Source organism: Flavobacterium pedocola (assembly GCF_053764385.1).
Map to the genome: position 1 here is coordinate 248,331 of NZ_JBSNCR010000001.1, position 16,884 is coordinate 265,214.

Below are 16,884 nucleotides of genomic sequence, written 5' to 3' on the forward strand. Positions count from 1 at the left end.
AACACTATCAGAATGAAAACGAACAGTTTAGGATTACCCGTTAAAGAAACAAAAATATTAGTTGCGGAACTGAATATTTTACTAGCTAATTTTCAGGTTTATTATCAGAACCTCAGAGGCTTACATTGGAATATCCGCGGAAAACGTTTCTTTGATCTGCATTTGAAATTTGAAGAACTTTATAACGACAGCCAGTTAAAAATCGATTTGGTCGCCGAACGAATCCTTACTCTAGGAGGAACACCTTTGCATACCTTTGAAGATTACATCAAAAATAAGAAGATCAAGGTAGGGAAGGATATTTCCAATGATGAAGAAGCGATTCAGTTGGTAACCACTTCACTGACCGAATTATTAAAAATCGAAAGAGTAATTTTAAAGCAGTCAGGAGATATTGAAGATGAAGGAACCAATTCGATGATGAGTGATTTTATATCCGAACAGGAAAAGACGATCTGGATGATGAAGGCATGGCTTGATGAGAAAATTTAATCCTTCCGGAATATTAAAATAATCATAATTAGGTTTTAGCTTCGGCTATTTTTTATAAATTCGCCACATGAAAATTTTGGTAAACATAGTATTGTTCCTGTTTTTTGCTTTCCTGGCAACACCTACCGTGGTGGGTATTTTGGAGAGTGATGCTGATACATCTGTTGTTTACACTTTTTCGGAAGAAGAAATACACAAAGAAGTAAAGGAAATCCCTGTGAGTATTGGCGATATACTACAGCTTCCAAGTGTATGTTTTACCGAAAAAAGATCCCAAATCACTACTGAAAACGAGCAGAAGCACGATAATGTTTCTGAAGAGATTTTTTCCCCTCCGCCCGAGTTTGTATAATACATTAGAATGATTTTTTTGAGTTGGACATCCTTGATTTCCAGCGCATTTATTGTATTATATTTTATCGGAATTATGACAAAAAAGACAAATATTTTTGGTCACCTTAAATCTGATTTTGCTTCAGGTTTGGTGGTTTTTCTTGTGGCTTTACCGCTTTGTTTGGGTATTGCCATGGCATCCGGAGCACCTTTGTTTTCCGGAATTATTGCAGGTGTAGTAGGAGGTTTGGTTGTGGGTTATTTAAGTAAGTCCCATGTAAGTGTTTCCGGGCCGGCAGCTGGTTTGACTGCCATAGTGATAACGGCAATTACGGATTTCGGAGCCTTCGATATTTTTTTAACAGCCGTATTATTGGCAGGATTGATTCAGTTGATACTTGGGTTTCTTAAAGCCGGAAGTATCTCAAATTATTTCCCAACGAATGTGATCGAAGGGATGTTGGCCGGTATCGGAGTTATTATCATCTTAAAGCAAATCCCTCATATTTTTGGTTTGGATAAAGACCATTTTGGAGATTTTACCTTCATTCAAAAAGACGGCAGAAATACCATAACTGAAATTATGGAGATACCGGCAGAAATGCAGATAGGTTCATTATTTGTGGCGGCGGTATCGTTAGCCATTCTAATTGCTTGGGATAAAATTCCGTTTTTAAAGAAATTGAAATTAGTTCCGGGGGCATTGGTTGTGGTTATAACCGGTGTGATTCTGAACGAAATTTTCACCGCTAACGGAAGCTCATTGGCTGTTGCCAAGGAACATTTGGTTTCTTTACCGGTTCCTTCATCTGTGGAAGATTTTAAAAACATTATAGTCTTACCGGATTTTACAGCTATTATGAATTCAAAAGTATGGGGTGTTGCGGCAATTATTGCTGTAGTGGCATCCATCGAAACCTTGCTGTGTATTGAAGCAGCTGACCGCCTGGATCCGCACAAACGATTTTCAGACACCAATAACGAATTACGCGCCCAGGGAATCGGAAACATTATTAGTTCGCTATTAGGCGGTTTACCGATGACTTCTGTGGTGGTAAGGACTTCTGCCAATGTGAATGCCGGGGCGCAAAGCAAGCTGTCTACGATGATTCATGGTGCTTTTTTATTGCTGTGCGTGCTTACTATTCCTGTCGTGCTTAATAAAATTCCTTTGGCAACACTTGCGGCAGTTTTGTTGCTGGTTGGGTATAAACTGGCAAAACCCGTAACGATTATGCATTTCTGGCATAAAGGGAAATATCAGTTTGTTCCGTTTATGGCTACGCTTTTAGCGGTGGTTTTCCTTGATTTGCTGAGAGGCGTTATTTTGGGGATGATCATCAGTATTTTCTTTGTGTTGAGAGGTAATTTGAAAAGAGCTTACTATTTTCGCAAAGAGGAATATGAAGACGGCGACATTATCCACATCGATTTAGCACAGGAGGTTTCATTTTTAAACAAAGCGGCTATTAAGTTGACATTGAGTAATTTGCCTGAAAATTCGAAAGTGGTTATCAATGCTTCCGATACGGTTTATATTGCACACGATGTTATCGATTTAATCAAGGAATTCAAGCAGATAAACGCCCCGGAGAAGAATATCGATCTGACTTTAATAGGTTTTAAAGATGCGTATGAGCTTGATAATAATGTGTATGAGAGCAGTCACGTGTTTATGGAGCATGATGCTTTAATTAAATACCGGAAAAGTTCAATATCCTCGCATAAGGAAGCAATCGATGAATTGACGACCAACTAAGAATTTAAAAAGAAGAAATAATAAACGTTTTAGAACGAATAAAATACAACTATCATGAGAACTTTAAATAAAGAATTACAATCACAAATTAGTCCAAGAAAAGCCTTAGAACTTTTAAAGGAAGGGAATAACCGCTTTGTTAACAATCTGAAATTGCACCGCGATTTGTTAGAACAGGTGAATGATACCCGCGACGGGCAATGGCCTTTCGCAACCATTTTGAGTTGTATTGACAGTCGCACATCTGCCGAATTGATTTTTGATCAGGGATTGGGCGATGTCTTTTCCATTCGTATTGCCGGAAATGTAGCCAATACCGATATTTTAGGAAGTATGGAGTTTGCCTGTAAAGTAGCTGGTTCCAAGCTGATTGTGGTATTAGGGCATTCAAAATGTGGTGCGGTTAAAGGTGCCTGCGACCATGTAGAAATGGGCAATCTGACGGAATTGTTGTCAAAATTACAGCCTGCCGTTTACGAAGAGCAGCAAACCACAGGCGACAGAAGTTCAAAAAACGGTCAATTTGTAGAAAATGTAGCCGAAATCAATGTGAAACGCACCGTAAAATCAATTATCCAGAGAAGTTACATCTTGGAGCAAATGATTGAAAACGGCGAAATAGGAATCATTGGCGCTATGTACAACATCGAAACCGGAACCGTGGAATTTTATCACGAAACTGAATTTATCAGAGACGAGCAAAATCCTCAGTTAAGTTTAAAAGAACTGGTAAAATAGTTTTAATTACTTTTGTAATCTTAATACGATATGATGAGCGATTTTTATAAAAAGATTTTAGACAACAATAAGAAATGGGTAGAAGAGAAGCTAACCATTGATAAGGATTATTTCAAAGACCTGGCAAAAGGCCAACAGCCGCCGCTTTTATGGATCGGATGTTCGGACAGCCGCGTGCCTGCGAACGAAATTATCGGGGCATCACCGGGAGAAGTATTCGTACACCGAAACATTGCCAACATGGTGGTGCACAGCGACATGAATATGTTGAGTGTATTGGATTATGCTGTTAATGCTTTGAAAATCAAGCACATCATTGTGTGCGGTCATTATGGTTGTGGTGGTGTAAAAGCGGCCATGGGAAATGATTCTATCGGAATTATCGACAATTGGATCCGTCACATTAAGGATGTCTACAGATTCCATAAACAATATTTAGATTCGATTATGGATGAAAACGAAAGATTCAACAAGTTTGTGGAATTGAACGTGAAAGAGCAGGTTTATGATTTAGCCAAAACCTCCATCGTACAGAACGCCTGGAGAAACGGGCAGGAACTATGCCTTCACGGTTGGGTTTACGGATTAAATTCCGGTTATGTAACCGATCTGAACGTAAACATAGATTCCAACGATCAGTTAGACGAAGTTTATCAATTGAAGTTTTAAATAGAAAAACCGTCCCGTTTTAGCAACGAGACGGATTTTTTTATTCGTTATCAAGATCTAAATTTTCATTAAACGCAGAAGGCAAAAGCTGCGGGATGAATTTTATCAGAATCGGTAAAAGCAATCCGCCGCCAGGCAACAGGAATATTGTCAAAGACGGTATTGTTTTACAGATGTCCAATATTTGTTTTTTCATTCGTTTCTTCTCTTTGTCTGTCAAATCCCTTTTGGTGGAATAGGCGAGAAGTCTCATCAGTTCACCACTTTCCGTTATTTCTTTTACCAGACGATTTTTGTTTCTGGAAAGCAAAATGTGGACATTCTGCGTAGTTTGATCGTAAAAATGTTTTACCGGGTTCGAATATTTGAAATACGGAATTTCCTTTTTGTATTTGTGGATGAAATCGTCTATCGATTCAATGCTCTGTATGGCATAACCTCGGTCAATTTCAAGTAAATCAGACAGTTTGTACAGAAAATCACTTTCTTTTTGTTCCAGAACATTGTCACTCCAAATCGCCATTCCAGCCATATCCAGCAGATAGTTTTTCTCTAAGTTGGAAGCAAAATATTCAAGTTCCAGCATTTCAAGGTTTTCAACATTGATTTTAGAAAACTTAGTGTACCGGACTGACGATTCGAAAAGTTTGATAAGCAAATCGTCGTAATGGGATTTAATGTTTTTCGTTTTTAAAGCCAGCGAAACGATACTGATGATGTTTTCCTCTAGTTTTTTCAGATAATTCACGGGAATATCCTTGTGCAAAAGGTATTGTCTGAAAGCCAGTACATCCATGAACAACAACGCATTGGTAAGAATATGCGAAAAGTTCTTGCTGATGATGTTATCATTGGTCTGTACACGTTCGTCAATCATTTCTTCCAAACGATGACTGGCAGAGGCTTCCGGCAACATTTTCTTTAACAGTGTAAAGCCTTCCGGGTTCATCTGTTTGTAAAAACCGTTGGCTTTTTCGATGAAATCTTTTGGCGTCCCGTCGTGGGTGATCAACCCAAAAACACCATAAAGGGTATTAAGTAAAGCGACCTTGGTTATTTCCTGAGTGGTCCAGCCTTTGGTGAGGATTGGTTTTTCAGTATCAAAATCGACGGTATGCCCGTAGATGAAACCGGTGTTTCGTACGTTCAGGTAAAATTCCTTCGAATAGATTACAACAGGCAAGGGCAGAGGTTGTTGCTCTGCAAAAAACTTGTCAATCCATCCGTTTGTTGAAGGGTTAATCATTACGCTGAAATATTCGGCAAAGCTATTGTATTTTAGGTATCCAAAACAAGTTTAGCATTAAGTTTTCGGTAATTATTGCCTTGATTTCTTATTGGCTTCACAAAGTTTTACAATTTCTTCGATTCTCGCTTTTCGGGTTTCTTCTCGTTTGGCCTGATTCAACCAATATAAATAACTCTTGCGATAGCTGAAACTGAAATTGGTGTAATTCTCCATTGCCTTTTTATTTTGGTTAAAAACCTGTTGCAAATCATCAGGAATTACAAGGTCCTCCACATGATCTAGGGAAGTCCACGAACCGTTCTGTTTGGCGATTTCGATTTTTTTCAGACCGCTTTCGTGCATCAGGTTGCCGGCAATGAGTTTTTCGATATACGATTTGTTGAGTTTGCTCCAAACGCTTTTGTCTTTTCTTGGGGTGAACATTTGTTTCCGGCGTTCGTCATCTAGCCTTTTTACAGTAGAATCGATCCAGCCATAGCAAAGTGCTACCTGAACGGCATCTTCCCAACGCATGCTTTCCATGGTGCTCCCGACTTTGTAAAAAATAAGATCGACGCCTTTGGAAACATTGTGGTTTTCATGCAGCCAAGCGCGCCATTCTTCAGCATTTTTGAAATAATGAAGCTCTTTTTCTTTCATTAATTTATTTGATGATAGCAGTACAAGCCACACGGCCACCTGCATTTCCGGTAGGTTGGGTAGTGAAATCGTCCTGACCTTGATGAACAATGATTGCTTTGCCTAAAACGTCTTTTGTCTGATCGCCACAACCGACACACCATTCGTCTGTAGTTAACGATATTTTTCCGTTTCCGTTAGCATCTGCAGTAAAATTGCCGATATCGCCTTTATGGTATTCCCCTTGTCCCCATTTGCCGTGTTTTTTGAAGGTCGGGTTCCAGTGACCGCCTGCAGAAGAGGCATCCGCAGCCGAACAATCTGCTTTCTCATGAATGTGGATGGCATGTACTCCCGGGGTTAAACCCGAGATATTCGCTGTAAAAGTAACTTTTCCGCCTTTTTCAGAAAAGACAACGGTTCCGGCCGTTTTGGTGCCACTCTTGGCTTCAAGAGCGATTTTCAATTCGTTCGGATTGCTTTCTGTTTTGGTTTTACAGCCAGTAAGTGCAATTACAGCCAATGTTGCTATGATGGTTTTTTTCATGATTACTTTTTCTTTCAAATTTACAGAAAATTTAGACGATTGGATTGTTAAAAATGCATTAAAAAACCGCTCGGTATTGACTACCTGAGCGGTTTTTAAACAAACTAAACCAAAATTTATTGCAATCGGTTAAAAGCAATAAGCGTTTTCAGCAACTAATTTGGCAGCGATGGTTTCACGCAAAGCCACTACATTAGGCATATTTGTGTATTTTGTAAAACGACGTAATCCCATTAACATCATGCGTTGTTCATCACCTTCAGCGAAAGAAGCGATTCCTTCTTTTCCTTTTTGAGTGATGGTGTCTACAGCGTGATATAAGTACAATTGCGCCATTGCGATTTGTTCTTTTACATTAGCTTCACCTTTAGCTTTGGCTAATTTTTCCGTTCTTAAAATGGCAGATTCCGCCATGTAAATTTCGATTAACATATCGGCAGCGGCCATTAGCATTTGCTGGTGTTGCTCTAAATCCGGACCATATTTCTGTACAGCAGAACCGGCTACCATTAAGAAAGCTTTTTTCAGTTTTCCGATTAACTCTTTCTCTTCTGCGAATAATTCTGAATAATCAGGCACATCGAATGACGGGATTCCCATTAATTCTTCTCCTACTTTCATGGCAGGGCCTAATAAATCCACGTGGCCTTTCATCGCTTTTTTGATCAGCATCCCTACGGAAAGCATACGGTTGATTTCGTTCGTACCTTCGTAAATACGGGCGATACGGGCATCTCTCCATGCAGATTCCATCGGAGTGTCTTCAGAGAATCCCATACCTCCGAAGATTTGGATACCTTCGTCAGTACAGTTTTGGATGTCTTCTGAAACCGCTACTTTTAAGATGGAACATTCGATAGCGAATTCTTCAACGCCTTTCAGTTCGGCTTCCTGATGTGAGTTTCCTTCCGCAACACGCGAATTGATTCTTTCCTCAACACTTCCACCGGCACGGTAAGTCGCACTTTCACCTGCATAAGCTGAAGCCGCCATTTCCGCTAATTTGGAACGGATAGCGCCGAAGTTGGCAATCGGGGTGTTGAACTGCATTCTTTCGTTTGCATATTTAACAGAAGCAGAAATCGTTCTTCTTTGGGCGTCCAAACAAGCGGCTGCTAATTTGATACGACCAACGTTTAAGGCATTCATCGCGATTTTGAAACCTTCGCCACGTCCGGCCAGCATGTTTTCTGCCGGGACAATCGTGTCATTGAAGAAAACCTGACGGGTAGAAGAGGCGCGGATACCTAATTTATGTTCTTCTTCACCAAGTGTGATTCCGTTTGGATTCGCGGCATCATATTCTACTATGAAACCGGTGATGTTTTTATCGTCTTCTATTCTGGCGAAAACAATCATTAAGTGACAGAAACCTGCATTGGAAATCCACATTTTCTGTCCGTTGATTTTGTATGATTTACCGTCAGCGGAAAGTTCTGCTTTGGTTTTTCCTGAATTGGCATCGGAACCGGCACCCGGCTCAGTCAAACAGTACGAACCGAACCATTCCCCTGATGCTAATAAAGGAACGTATTTTTTCTTTTGCTCTTCCGTTCCGTATAGCGTAATCGGCATGGTACCAATTCCGGTATGTGCTCCGAAAGCTGTTGAGAATGAACCGGTTGCTCCTGAAATGTAATCACAGGTAAGCATTGTATTGATGAAGCCCATTCCTAAACCGCCGTATTCTTCCGGTACGGCAACACCTAAGAAACCAAGTTCTCCGGCTTTACGCATACATTCTTCGGTGTAAGCATAATCTTTTTTCTCGAATTTGTCTTTATTAGCCCATAATTCTTTGTCTACGAATTCTTTAACAGAATCACGCATCATGATTTGCTCTTCGTTGAAATCTTCCGGTGTGAAGATGTTCTCACATTTTGTTTCTTTTACAAGGAATTGACCTCCTCTTGTGATATCGTTCATTGTCGTATTATTTTAAATTTTGAATTATAAATTTTAAATTATTTTGAAATGCTTTCCTGAGATGTTTTAATGATCTTGGTAATAATATTTATGATATGCTCAATTTCAATAAGGTGCTTTTCAACTGAAATTTTTGTGATTTCAGATTTGTCCAACAATCTTAACCAATACTTCGATTCTCTTGCTTCTTTTGAAGCAATGGACATTTTACTGATGAAATCCTTTTTTGATTGAGCAGCAATTGCTTCTTCGACATTTGCCCCAATACTTGTCCCACATCTCATTAACTGTTTTGAAATAATGAATTCATTTTCCTTTTTTAGCTGAACAGATAAATGAATAATGGTTAATGCAAATTCAAATGTTTTATTTGCAATAAGATTATCGTTCTTCATCAATCCATTTAAAATTTAAAATTCATCATTTATAATAATTCATATATTCCAGCAGTACCTTGTCCGGTTCCAACACACATGGTTACCATTCCGTATTTGTTACCGCGGCGTTTCATTTCGTCGAACAGCTGAACGGATAGTTTCGCTCCTGTACATCCCAGTGGGTGGCCTAAAGCGATTGCTCCACCGTTTACGTTGATGATCTCCGGGTTAAGATCTAATTCACGGATTACGGCTAACGATTGTGCGGCGAAGGCTTCATTCAATTCGATCAATTCGATGTCTTTGATTTGCAGACCAGCCTGTTGTACTGCTTTTGGAATAGCTTTTACGGGTCCGATTCCCATGATTCTCGGCTCAACACCTGAAGAAGCAAAGTTTACTAAACGTGCGATTGGCTCAAGGTTTAATTCTTTTACCATTTCTTCAGACATTACCAATACGAAAGCTGCACCATCACTCATTTGGGAAGAGTTACCGGCTGTTACCGAACCATCTGCTGCGAAAACCGGTTTCAGTTTTCCTAAGGCTTCTTTGTTGGTATCGGCTCTTGGTCCTTCGTCTTTGGTTACGGTATAGGATTTTGTTTCTTTTTTACCATTTTCGTTGATGAATGTCTGTTCCACAGTAATCGGAACGATTTGTTTGTCGAATTTTCCTTCTGATAAAGCTTTCAAGGCTTTCATGTGGGAATTGAAAGCAAACTCATCTTGATCCTCACGGGAAACGTTGAATTGTTTGGCTACGGCTTCCGCAGTTAATCCCATTCCCCAATAATAATCTTCATGACCTGCTGCGGCTGCTTTATAATCCGGAGTCGGTTTGTAACCACCCATCGGAATATAACTCATGCTTTCCGCACCACCAGCGATGATACAATGCGCCATTCCCGACTGGATTTTAGCCGTCGCCATACCAATGGTTTCTATACCTGAGGCACAATAACGGTTTACGGTAACCCCTGGGACATCGTTAATTTTTAATCCCATTAAGGAAATCAAACGACCCACGTTTAGACCTTGTTCGGCTTCCGGCATGGCGTTTCCTACCATTACGTCGTCGATACGGGTTTTGTCGAAGTCCGGCAGTTCGTTCATCATGTATTCGATGGTTTCGGCGGCCAATTCATCGGGTCTTTTAAAACGGAACACTCCCTTTGGTGCTTTACCAACGGCGGTTCTGTATGCTTTAACTATATATGCTGTCTTGTTCATTGTTATAAATTTTTAAATTTTGAATTTTAAATTATTTGTGTTGTTTTTCAGATGTTTACTTCATTTGAAATTCAACATTTATAATTCAAAATATTAATTGCGAAGCGGTTTCCCTTTGGTTAACATGAACTGAATTCTTTCCAAAGTTTTTCTTTCCGTACAAAGGGATAAGAAGGCTTCTCTTTCCAGATCCAATAAGTATTGCTCGCTTACTAATGTTGGTTCGGATAAATCACCGCCCGCCATTACATAGGCTAATTTGTTTGCAATTTTCTGATCGTGTTCTGAAATGTATTGTCCGGCCACCATCTGATCGGTACCTACTAAAAACATACCTAACGCCTGTTTTCCTAAAACTTTGATGTCTTTGCGTTTAATTGGCTGCGTGTAACCGGCTTCGGCCATTAAAATTGCGTGTTTTTTAGCTTCGGCAATCTGACGGTCTTTGTTTACCACGACAATGTCTTTTCCTTTCTGAAGTACTCCGATATCGTAAGCTTCGTAAGCAGAAGTCGCTACTTTCGCCATACCTACCGTTAAGAAGTATTCCTGTAGCACATTTAATTCCACGTCGTTTTTACGGAAAGTATCGGAAGCTCTTAAAGCCATTTCTTTAGATCCACCACCACCTGGAATAACACCTACACCGAATTCCACTAAACCGATATAGGTTTCAGCTGCGGCAACGGCTTTGTCGGCATGCATCGTTAATTCACAACCACCACCCAAGGTCATGCCGTGGGGAGCTGCAATTACGGGGATTCCGGAGTAACGAACTCTCATCATGGTGTCCTGGAACATTTTGATGGCAAGGTTCAATTCGTCGTATTCCTGTTCTACGGCCATCATGAAAATCATGGCTATATTTGCTCCAACAGAGAAATTCGCGGCCTGATTTCCGATTACTAAGCCGCGGAAGTCTTTTTCGGCTAATTCGATAGCTTTGTTGATTCCTTGAATTACACCGCCTCCGATGGAATTCATTTTTGACTGGAATTCTAGGTTTAAGATTCCGTCACCTAAATCCTGAACAATGGCTTCACTGTTACTCCATACTTTTTTGCTTTCGCGGATGTTGTTCAAAATGATGAACGCATCTTGTCCGGGTACTTTAACCTGTGTTTTAGAACTGATGTTGTAATAATAGGTTGCGCCTTCTTTTACCGTATAGAACGAAGTGTTACCAGATGCGATCATATCGTTAACCCAAGCAGCAGGAGCAAGGCCTTCCTCTTTCATTAACTCGATTCCTTTTTCCACCCCGATGGCATCCCAGATTTCGTAAGGACCATTTTCCCAACCGAAACCGGCTTTCATCGCGTCGTCAATTTTGTAGAAATCGTCTGTGATTTCAGGAACACGATTGGAAACAAAGGCAAACATGGCAGAGAAATTCTTTCTGTAAAATTCCCCGGCTTTGTCGGTTCCTTTTACCAATACTTTGAAACGGTCGATTGGTTTGTCAATCGTTTTGGTCATTTCCAGCGTTGCAAAAGAAGCTTTTTTAGCGGCTCTGTATTCTAAAGTGTCTAAATCTAAGGATAAAATGTCTTTGTCAACTTTTTTGTAGAAACCCTGACCGGTTTTGCTTCCCAACCAGTTGTTTTCCATCATCTTTTTAATAAAATCCGGTAGTTTGTACAATTCGTGGGCTTCGTCGTCCGGACAGTTTTCGTATAAACCGTTGGCCACATGCACCAAAGTATCCAAACCAACCACGTCTACCGTACGGAAAGTAGCCGATTTCGGTCTTCCGATTACAGGTCCGGTTAATTTGTCCACTTCTTCAATGGTCAATCCCATATCTTTTACCAAATGGAACAAACTCATGATCCCGAAAATCCCGATACGGTTTCCGATGAAGGCTGGAGTGTCTTTGGCAACAACCGAAGTTTTTCCTAAGAATTTTTCACCGTATTCATTTAAAAAATCCAAGACTTCTGTTGAAGTTTGAGGACCAGGGATGATTTCGAATAATTTTAAGTAACGGGCAGGGTTAAAGAAGTGTGTTCCGCAGAAATGTTTCTGGAAATCTTCGCTTCTTCCTTCGCTCATAAAGTGAATCGGAATACCGGATGTGTTGGAAGTGATCAGTGTTCCCGGTTTTCTGTATTTTTCAATCTGTTCGAAAACAGTTTTTTTGATGTCTAATCGTTCTACAACAACTTCAATAATCCAGTCGCAGTCTTTGATTTTCTCTAAATCGTCGGTAGTGTTTCCCGTTGTGATGCGGCCGGCGAATTTCTGATCGTAAATAGGAGAAGGCTTCGATTTTAAAGCGTTGGCTAAATGGTCGTTTACCAATCGGTTGCGAACGGCTTTACTTTCCAGAGTAAGACCTTTTTTCTGTTCAGCTTCGGTCAGCTCACGCGGTACAATATCGAGAAGTAAAACTTCAACACCGATATTCGCGAAATGGCAGGCAATCCCTGAACCCATAATTCCAGAACCGATGACTGCTACTTTTTTAATTAGTCGTTTCATTTTTTTCTGTAATAAGAAATTTTCTATTTTTTAGTTTGTTTCAGTTATTTGTCAAGATTTTCGTTTCCGAAAATGTTTTTCTCCAAAATCAGTTCGTTAATGATTTCGGCAACTTCCATAAAATGGTTTAATTGTTCATCCGTAATATGCTGCCTTACCGTTTCATTGAATTTCAGTACGGTAGCTTTGGATAGTTCTCTTTTTTCCTGTCCGAACTTAGTCAGATGAATTAAAACACCACGTCCGTCGACAGGATTTTTCTTTCTGATGATCAGTCCTTTTTCTTCCATGGATTTCAAAGTCCTTGTCAGACTGGTGGCTTCCATGCCCATTCGCGTACTGATAGCGGTGGAAGGTGTTCCGTTTTCTCTATCGATACTTAACAAAGCAAATCCTGTCGCCATCGTTGCGCCATATTTGGTAGCCTCTTCGTTATACATTCTGGCAACTGCTTGCCAGGTGGCTCTCAATGCGTAGTCTATAGTTTTGTCTTTCATAAAAATTTGATAGATTCAAATATACAAAATATTTATTATGCATGCATAATAAATTTAAATTATTTTTAGGTTAATTAATAAAAAACTCCTCATTTGTGAGGAGTTGATTGATTTTTAAGCGTTATTGTAGATTTTATCATAAAGATATTGATATTTCTCTTTTATGATTTTGCGCTTTAACTTCATGGTAGGAGTAAGGTGGCCTGCATCAATAGACCAAATATCCGGGGTTAATTCAATTTTCTTAACCTGCTCCCAGTTTCCGAATTTCTTGTTCAGTTCTTCCACTTCTTCCTCAATGCGTTGTTTTACTTCGGGATTGGTAGAAATTTCCGCATCGGTTGTCCCGATACTGATTCCTTTAATTTTAGCCCATTCTTTTACGAAGTCAAAACTTGGCTGAACAAAAGCTGCCGGCATTTTCTCTCCGTCACCGATAACCATGATCTGCTCGATAAAGCGGGATTGTTTAAAAGTATTTTCCAACACCTGAGGCGCTACATATTTACCGCCGGATGTTTTGAACATTTCTTTTTTACGGTCTGTGATTTTTAAAAAGCCTTCGCTGTCGATATTTCCGATGTCTCCGGTATGGAAATAGCCGTTTTGTAATGCTTCATCGGTTTTTTCCTGATCTTTATAGTAACCGATCATAACGTTAGGTCCTTTGCAAAGGATTTCGCCATCTTCAGCGATTTTTACTTCAACACCGTCTAATACTCTACCAACAGTTCCTACTTTGAAACCTTTGTTCTTTACTTCGTTTACGGAAATTACCGGTGAAGTTTCAGTTAAACCATAACCTTCCATAATAGGTATTCCTGCTGCTGCAAAAACTCTTGTCAGACGAGGTTGTAACGCGGCACTTCCGGACACCATAAGTTCCAGCTGTCCGCCAAGTCCTTCCTGCCATTTGGAGAAAATCAGTTTGCGGGCAATTTTCAGCTGGAATTCATACCACCAGCCATTGGCTCCATACGGTTCGTATTTTAAGCCCAAGTCGATTGCCCAGAAAAACAGTTTCTTTTTGATTCCGGTTAAGTCGCTTCCTTTAGCATAGATTTTATCGTATACTTTTTCCAACAAACGCGGAACCGCTGTCATTACATGAGGTTTTACTTCTTTTAAGTTGTCGCTCATTTTTTCGATGCTTTCCGCAAAGTAGATGGAGATGCCGTAATATTGGTATAGGTACAGGATCATTCTTTCAAAGATGTGGCAAATAGGCAAGAAGCTTAATCCTCTGGTGTCGCCTTCACGTAAAGGAACCCTTGGGGCACTCAGTAATACGTTGGAAACAATATTCTGGTGGGTTAACATAACGCCTTTAGGTCTTCCGGTTGTTCCTGAAGTATAAATGATTGTCGCTAAATCAGTGGTGGTGATACTGTTTTTTCGTTCTTCCACCTCGTTCTGATTGCTTTCGTCTTTTCCGGTCTCCAATACTTCTTTCCAGCTTTTGCAACCCGGAATATCATTATAGGAGTAGACTTCCAATAGTGAAGAAACATTGTTTTTGATGGAATTGATTTTATCAAAAACCTCCTGATCGGATACAAAACAGTATTTTGATTCGGAGTGGTTCAGGATGTATTCATAATCTTCAGCCGAAATGGTAGGGTAAATCGGAACGGTTTGTGCCCCGGTTTGTAACACACCAATATCGGTTATGTTCCACTCGGTTCTGTTATTGGAGGAAATTATGGCAATTTTGTCGTTTTTCTGCACACCCATCCGTAACAATCCTCTTGAAATGGCGTTTGCTTTTTCTAAATATTCTTTAGTGGATGTTTTAACCCATTCACCGTTTTGCTTGGTTACGAGAGCATCCGGTAGATTGTATTTTTCCAGCTGATAATAAGGGAAATCAAATAGGCGGGTAACGTTAGTCATAATTAAATTGGTTTTTAGTAACTGCAAATTATGAAAAAAATAATAAAATTTGCTTAAAGTTTTAATAATACTAGAAGAAAAGCGAGCATATTTTGTATTTTTGGCGACCTAATTTTACTGATTTTCATTTAATTAAGATGAATAAATTTTTTCGTACATCAGAATATAAAGTCTTGTTTTATAGGCTCTTTTTGGCTTATTTCTTTTACTTTTTAGCAAGAGTTTTGTTCTTTGCCTACAATTATAAACTTCTTAAGGTAGATTCCGTTACCGATTTTCTTGCCCTTCAGTACCACGGAATGGCATTCGATACCACGGCAATTTTATACTTGAATGCGTTGTTTATTGTCTTTTCGGTTTTACCTTTTTGGCACAATACGAGAAAAGGGTATCAGAAATTCCTGTTTTATGTTTATTTCATTTGCAACCTTATAGGATACGCTACGAATTTTATTGATTTTATCTACTACAAATATATCTATTCCCGTACTACGGTAGCGGTTTTGGATATTGTGGAACACGAGAGCAATAAAGGAAATATGTTTTTCCGTTTCATGGTGAGCTATTGGCATGTGTATGTTTTGTTTATTTTGATGGCGGCTTTGTGGATTTATCTGTACAAAAGAGTAAGAATCGAACACGAAGCACCTAAAAAACATTTGGCCTATTTTTCATCTTCCGTTGTAGGGCTTGTGGTTGTTGCGACCATGGCTGTTGGAGGTATCCGAGGTGATTTTAAAAAGAGTACAAGACCGTTGAATATGATTGATGCGAATCGTCATGTTACAAAATCCCAACATGCTGACATTGTTTTGAATACGCCTTTTTCCATCATCAGGACATTTGGTAAAACCAGTTTTAAGAAAATCAATCTTGTGGATCAGAGTGTTATTGAAAACAATTTCCATCCGATCAAAAAGTATGAGAATAACCCAAAATCCACACCAAACATTGTTCTTTTCATAACCGAAAGTTACGGGCGTGAATATTGGGGCGCTTTCAACGAAGATATGAAAGGGAAGATTAAGGATTATGTGAGTTATACACCCTTCCTGGATTCTTTGGCGCAGGAGAGTTTGATTTTCCCGAACGCTTATGCCAACGGGAGCAAATCCATTCACGGAATGTCGTCTGTTTTGGCCGGAATTCCTTCGTTTAAAGACGCTTTTACATCATCGCCATATCCTAAGCAAAAAATACAGTCTTTGGTTTCCACACTTAAAGAAATGGGGTATGATACTTCCTTTTTCCATGGAGCGCCAAACGGTTCGATGGGATTTTTAGGGTTTGGAAACATTTTAGGATTCGATCATTATTACGGAAAAACCGAATACAATAATGATGCAGATCATGACGGATCCTGGGGAATTTGGGATGAACCGTTCATGCAGTACATGAAGAAGGAACTTGACAAGAAGAAAGGCCCGTTTTTCGGAACTATTTTTACGGTTTCCTCACACGAACCTTATGTGGTGCCAAAAGAGTTTGAAGGTAAATTTCCAAAAGGAACCATTAAAATGCACCAGTGCGTTGGTTATACGGATTATGCGTTTAAGAAATTCTTTGAAGCAGCTAAGAAACAGCCTTGGTTCAAAAACACGATTTTTATCATAACGGCAGACCATTGTAATCTTACGGCTTATCCGGAGTATGATAAAATGATTAACCGTCAGGCTGTTCCGATATTGATTTACAAACCGGACGGCAGTATGAAAGGTGTCAATAAAAACCTTGCGCAACAGATTGATATTTACCCGACCGTTTTAGATATGGTGGGGTATAATAAACCTTTCAGAAGTTGGGGAAGAAGTTTGATAGGCGATACCCAAACGCTTCCGTATGTGATGAATTATAATTCCAACCAGTACCAGTTTCAGAGGGGAAATTATATTTGTACATTTGACGGGAAACAAATTACGGGCTATTACCATAAAGACGATAAAGGGCTGGAAAATAATCTGATAGGTAAGAAGAACAAGGAAATGATTCAGGCGGGAGAGGCCTGTAAAGCTTTTGTTCAGGATTATATGAAAAGAATTATTGACCAGAAACTTTATTATAAAAATTAAG

General features: G+C 39.5%; 15 protein-coding genes. 6 read left to right on the forward strand and 9 right to left on the reverse strand.

Annotated features, from left to right (window positions below; genetic code table 11):
- Nucleotides 1–12 precede the first annotated feature (12 nt).
- From ACWPKD_RS01155 to can, 5 genes are all read left to right on the forward strand, one after another.
- Nucleotides 13–492, forward strand: a complete 480-nt coding sequence (locus tag ACWPKD_RS01155; RefSeq protein ID WP_455410842.1) for a Dps family protein — start codon at nucleotides 13–15, stop codon at nucleotides 490–492.
- 67 nt (nucleotides 493–559) lie between these two features.
- Nucleotides 560–844, forward strand: coding sequence for a hypothetical protein (locus tag ACWPKD_RS01160; protein WP_455410843.1), 285 nt, complete (start codon nucleotides 560–562; stop codon nucleotides 842–844).
- Between the two features lie 75 nt (nucleotides 845–919).
- Nucleotides 920–2,584, forward strand: a complete 1,665-nt coding sequence (locus tag ACWPKD_RS01165) for a SulP family inorganic anion transporter (RefSeq protein ID WP_455410844.1) — start codon at nucleotides 920–922, stop codon at nucleotides 2,582–2,584.
- Nucleotides 2,585–2,638: 54 nt separating this feature from the next.
- The gene (locus ACWPKD_RS01170) at nucleotides 2,639–3,322 is read left to right on the forward strand and encodes a carbonic anhydrase family protein (protein ID WP_455410845.1); all 684 of its coding nucleotides are present in this window, start codon (nucleotides 2,639–2,641) and stop codon (nucleotides 3,320–3,322) included.
- Nucleotides 3,323–3,355: 33 nt separating this feature from the next.
- Nucleotides 3,356–3,991 carry a carbonate dehydratase gene (gene can, locus ACWPKD_RS01175; protein ID WP_455411397.1) on the forward strand — a complete coding sequence of 212 codons (636 nt, stop codon included), beginning with the start codon at nucleotides 3,356–3,358 and terminating at the stop codon, nucleotides 3,989–3,991.
- 40 nt (nucleotides 3,992–4,031) lie between these two features.
- Here the strand turns inward: can and ACWPKD_RS01180 are convergent, their stop codons facing one another.
- The 9 genes from ACWPKD_RS01180 to ACWPKD_RS01220 form a co-directional block, all read right to left on the reverse strand.
- The gene (locus ACWPKD_RS01180) at nucleotides 4,032–5,237 is read right to left on the reverse strand and encodes an LETM1-related biofilm-associated protein (RefSeq protein WP_455410846.1); all 1,206 of its coding nucleotides are present in this window, start codon (nucleotides 5,235–5,237) and stop codon (nucleotides 4,032–4,034) included.
- Between the two features lie 72 nt (nucleotides 5,238–5,309).
- Complete coding sequence (locus tag ACWPKD_RS01185) at nucleotides 5,310–5,879, reverse strand: YdeI/OmpD-associated family protein (RefSeq protein ID WP_455410847.1); 570 nt, start codon at nucleotides 5,877–5,879, stop codon at nucleotides 5,310–5,312.
- Nucleotides 5,880–5,883: 4 nt separating this feature from the next.
- The gene (locus ACWPKD_RS01190) at nucleotides 5,884–6,405 is read right to left on the reverse strand and encodes a superoxide dismutase family protein (RefSeq protein WP_455410848.1); all 522 of its coding nucleotides are present in this window, start codon (nucleotides 6,403–6,405) and stop codon (nucleotides 5,884–5,886) included.
- Between the two features lie 129 nt (nucleotides 6,406–6,534).
- Nucleotides 6,535–8,331, reverse strand: a complete 1,797-nt coding sequence (locus ACWPKD_RS01195; protein ID WP_455410849.1) for an acyl-CoA dehydrogenase family protein — start codon at nucleotides 8,329–8,331, stop codon at nucleotides 6,535–6,537.
- Between the two features lie 38 nt (nucleotides 8,332–8,369).
- Nucleotides 8,370–8,726 carry a four helix bundle protein gene (locus ACWPKD_RS01200; RefSeq protein ID WP_455410850.1) on the reverse strand — a complete coding sequence of 119 codons (357 nt, stop codon included), beginning with the start codon at nucleotides 8,724–8,726 and terminating at the stop codon, nucleotides 8,370–8,372.
- A 29-nt stretch (nucleotides 8,727–8,755) separates the two neighbouring features.
- Nucleotides 8,756–9,940: an acetyl-CoA C-acyltransferase gene (locus ACWPKD_RS01205; protein WP_455410851.1), complete on the reverse strand. Its 1,185-nt coding sequence runs from the start codon at nucleotides 9,938–9,940 to the stop codon at nucleotides 8,756–8,758.
- 93 nt (nucleotides 9,941–10,033) lie between these two features.
- Nucleotides 10,034–12,424, reverse strand: coding sequence for a 3-hydroxyacyl-CoA dehydrogenase NAD-binding domain-containing protein (locus ACWPKD_RS01210; RefSeq protein ID WP_455410852.1), 2,391 nt, complete (start codon nucleotides 12,422–12,424; stop codon nucleotides 10,034–10,036).
- Nucleotides 12,425–12,468: 44 nt separating this feature from the next.
- On the reverse strand, nucleotides 12,469–12,921 hold the full coding sequence (locus tag ACWPKD_RS01215; RefSeq protein ID WP_455410853.1) for a MarR family winged helix-turn-helix transcriptional regulator: 453 nt from the start codon (nucleotides 12,919–12,921) through the stop codon (nucleotides 12,469–12,471).
- Between the two features lie 114 nt (nucleotides 12,922–13,035).
- Nucleotides 13,036–14,814 carry an AMP-dependent synthetase/ligase gene (locus ACWPKD_RS01220; RefSeq protein ID WP_455410854.1) on the reverse strand — a complete coding sequence of 593 codons (1,779 nt, stop codon included), beginning with the start codon at nucleotides 14,812–14,814 and terminating at the stop codon, nucleotides 13,036–13,038.
- 137 nt (nucleotides 14,815–14,951) lie between these two features.
- On the opposite strand from ACWPKD_RS01220, the gene ACWPKD_RS01225 reads away from it, so the two are divergent.
- Complete coding sequence (locus ACWPKD_RS01225; RefSeq protein ID WP_455410855.1) at nucleotides 14,952–16,883, forward strand: LTA synthase family protein; 1,932 nt, start codon at nucleotides 14,952–14,954, stop codon at nucleotides 16,881–16,883.
- Nucleotide 16,884 lies beyond the last annotated feature (1 nt).

What these genes read in the sequence shown, in the direction of transcription:
- ACWPKD_RS01215 (WP_455410853.1), bottom strand. Translation starts at nt 12,921, where the DNA reads ATGAAAGACAAAACTATAGACTACGCATTGAGAGCCACCTGGCAAGCA.
- ACWPKD_RS01165 (WP_455410844.1), top strand. Translation starts at nt 920, where the DNA reads ATGACAAAAAAGACAAATATTTTTGGTCACCTTAAATCTGATTTTGCT.
- ACWPKD_RS01155 (WP_455410842.1), top strand. Translation starts at nt 13, where the DNA reads ATGAAAACGAACAGTTTAGGATTACCCGTTAAAGAAACAAAAATATTA.
- ACWPKD_RS01210 (WP_455410852.1), bottom strand. Translation starts at nt 12,424, where the DNA reads ATGAAACGACTAATTAAAAAAGTAGCAGTCATCGGTTCTGGAATTATG.
- ACWPKD_RS01160 (WP_455410843.1), top strand. Translation starts at nt 560, where the DNA reads ATGAAAATTTTGGTAAACATAGTATTGTTCCTGTTTTTTGCTTTCCTG.
- ACWPKD_RS01180 (WP_455410846.1), bottom strand. Translation starts at nt 5,237, where the DNA reads ATGATTAACCCTTCAACAAACGGATGGATTGACAAGTTTTTTGCAGAG.
- can (WP_455411397.1), top strand. Translation starts at nt 3,356, where the DNA reads ATGAGCGATTTTTATAAAAAGATTTTAGACAACAATAAGAAATGGGTA.
- ACWPKD_RS01190 (WP_455410848.1), bottom strand. Translation starts at nt 6,405, where the DNA reads ATGAAAAAAACCATCATAGCAACATTGGCTGTAATTGCACTTACTGGC.
- ACWPKD_RS01220 (WP_455410854.1), bottom strand. Translation starts at nt 14,814, where the DNA reads ATGACTAACGTTACCCGCCTATTTGATTTCCCTTATTATCAGCTGGAA.
- ACWPKD_RS01225 (WP_455410855.1), top strand. Translation starts at nt 14,952, where the DNA reads ATGAATAAATTTTTTCGTACATCAGAATATAAAGTCTTGTTTTATAGG.
- ACWPKD_RS01195 (WP_455410849.1), bottom strand. Translation starts at nt 8,331, where the DNA reads ATGAACGATATCACAAGAGGAGGTCAATTCCTTGTAAAAGAAACAAAA.
- ACWPKD_RS01205 (WP_455410851.1), bottom strand. Translation starts at nt 9,940, where the DNA reads ATGAACAAGACAGCATATATAGTTAAAGCATACAGAACCGCCGTTGGT.
- ACWPKD_RS01200 (WP_455410850.1), bottom strand. Translation starts at nt 8,726, where the DNA reads ATGAAGAACGATAATCTTATTGCAAATAAAACATTTGAATTTGCATTA.
- ACWPKD_RS01185 (WP_455410847.1), bottom strand. Translation starts at nt 5,879, where the DNA reads ATGAAAGAAAAAGAGCTTCATTATTTCAAAAATGCTGAAGAATGGCGC.
- ACWPKD_RS01170 (WP_455410845.1), top strand. Translation starts at nt 2,639, where the DNA reads ATGAGAACTTTAAATAAAGAATTACAATCACAAATTAGTCCAAGAAAA.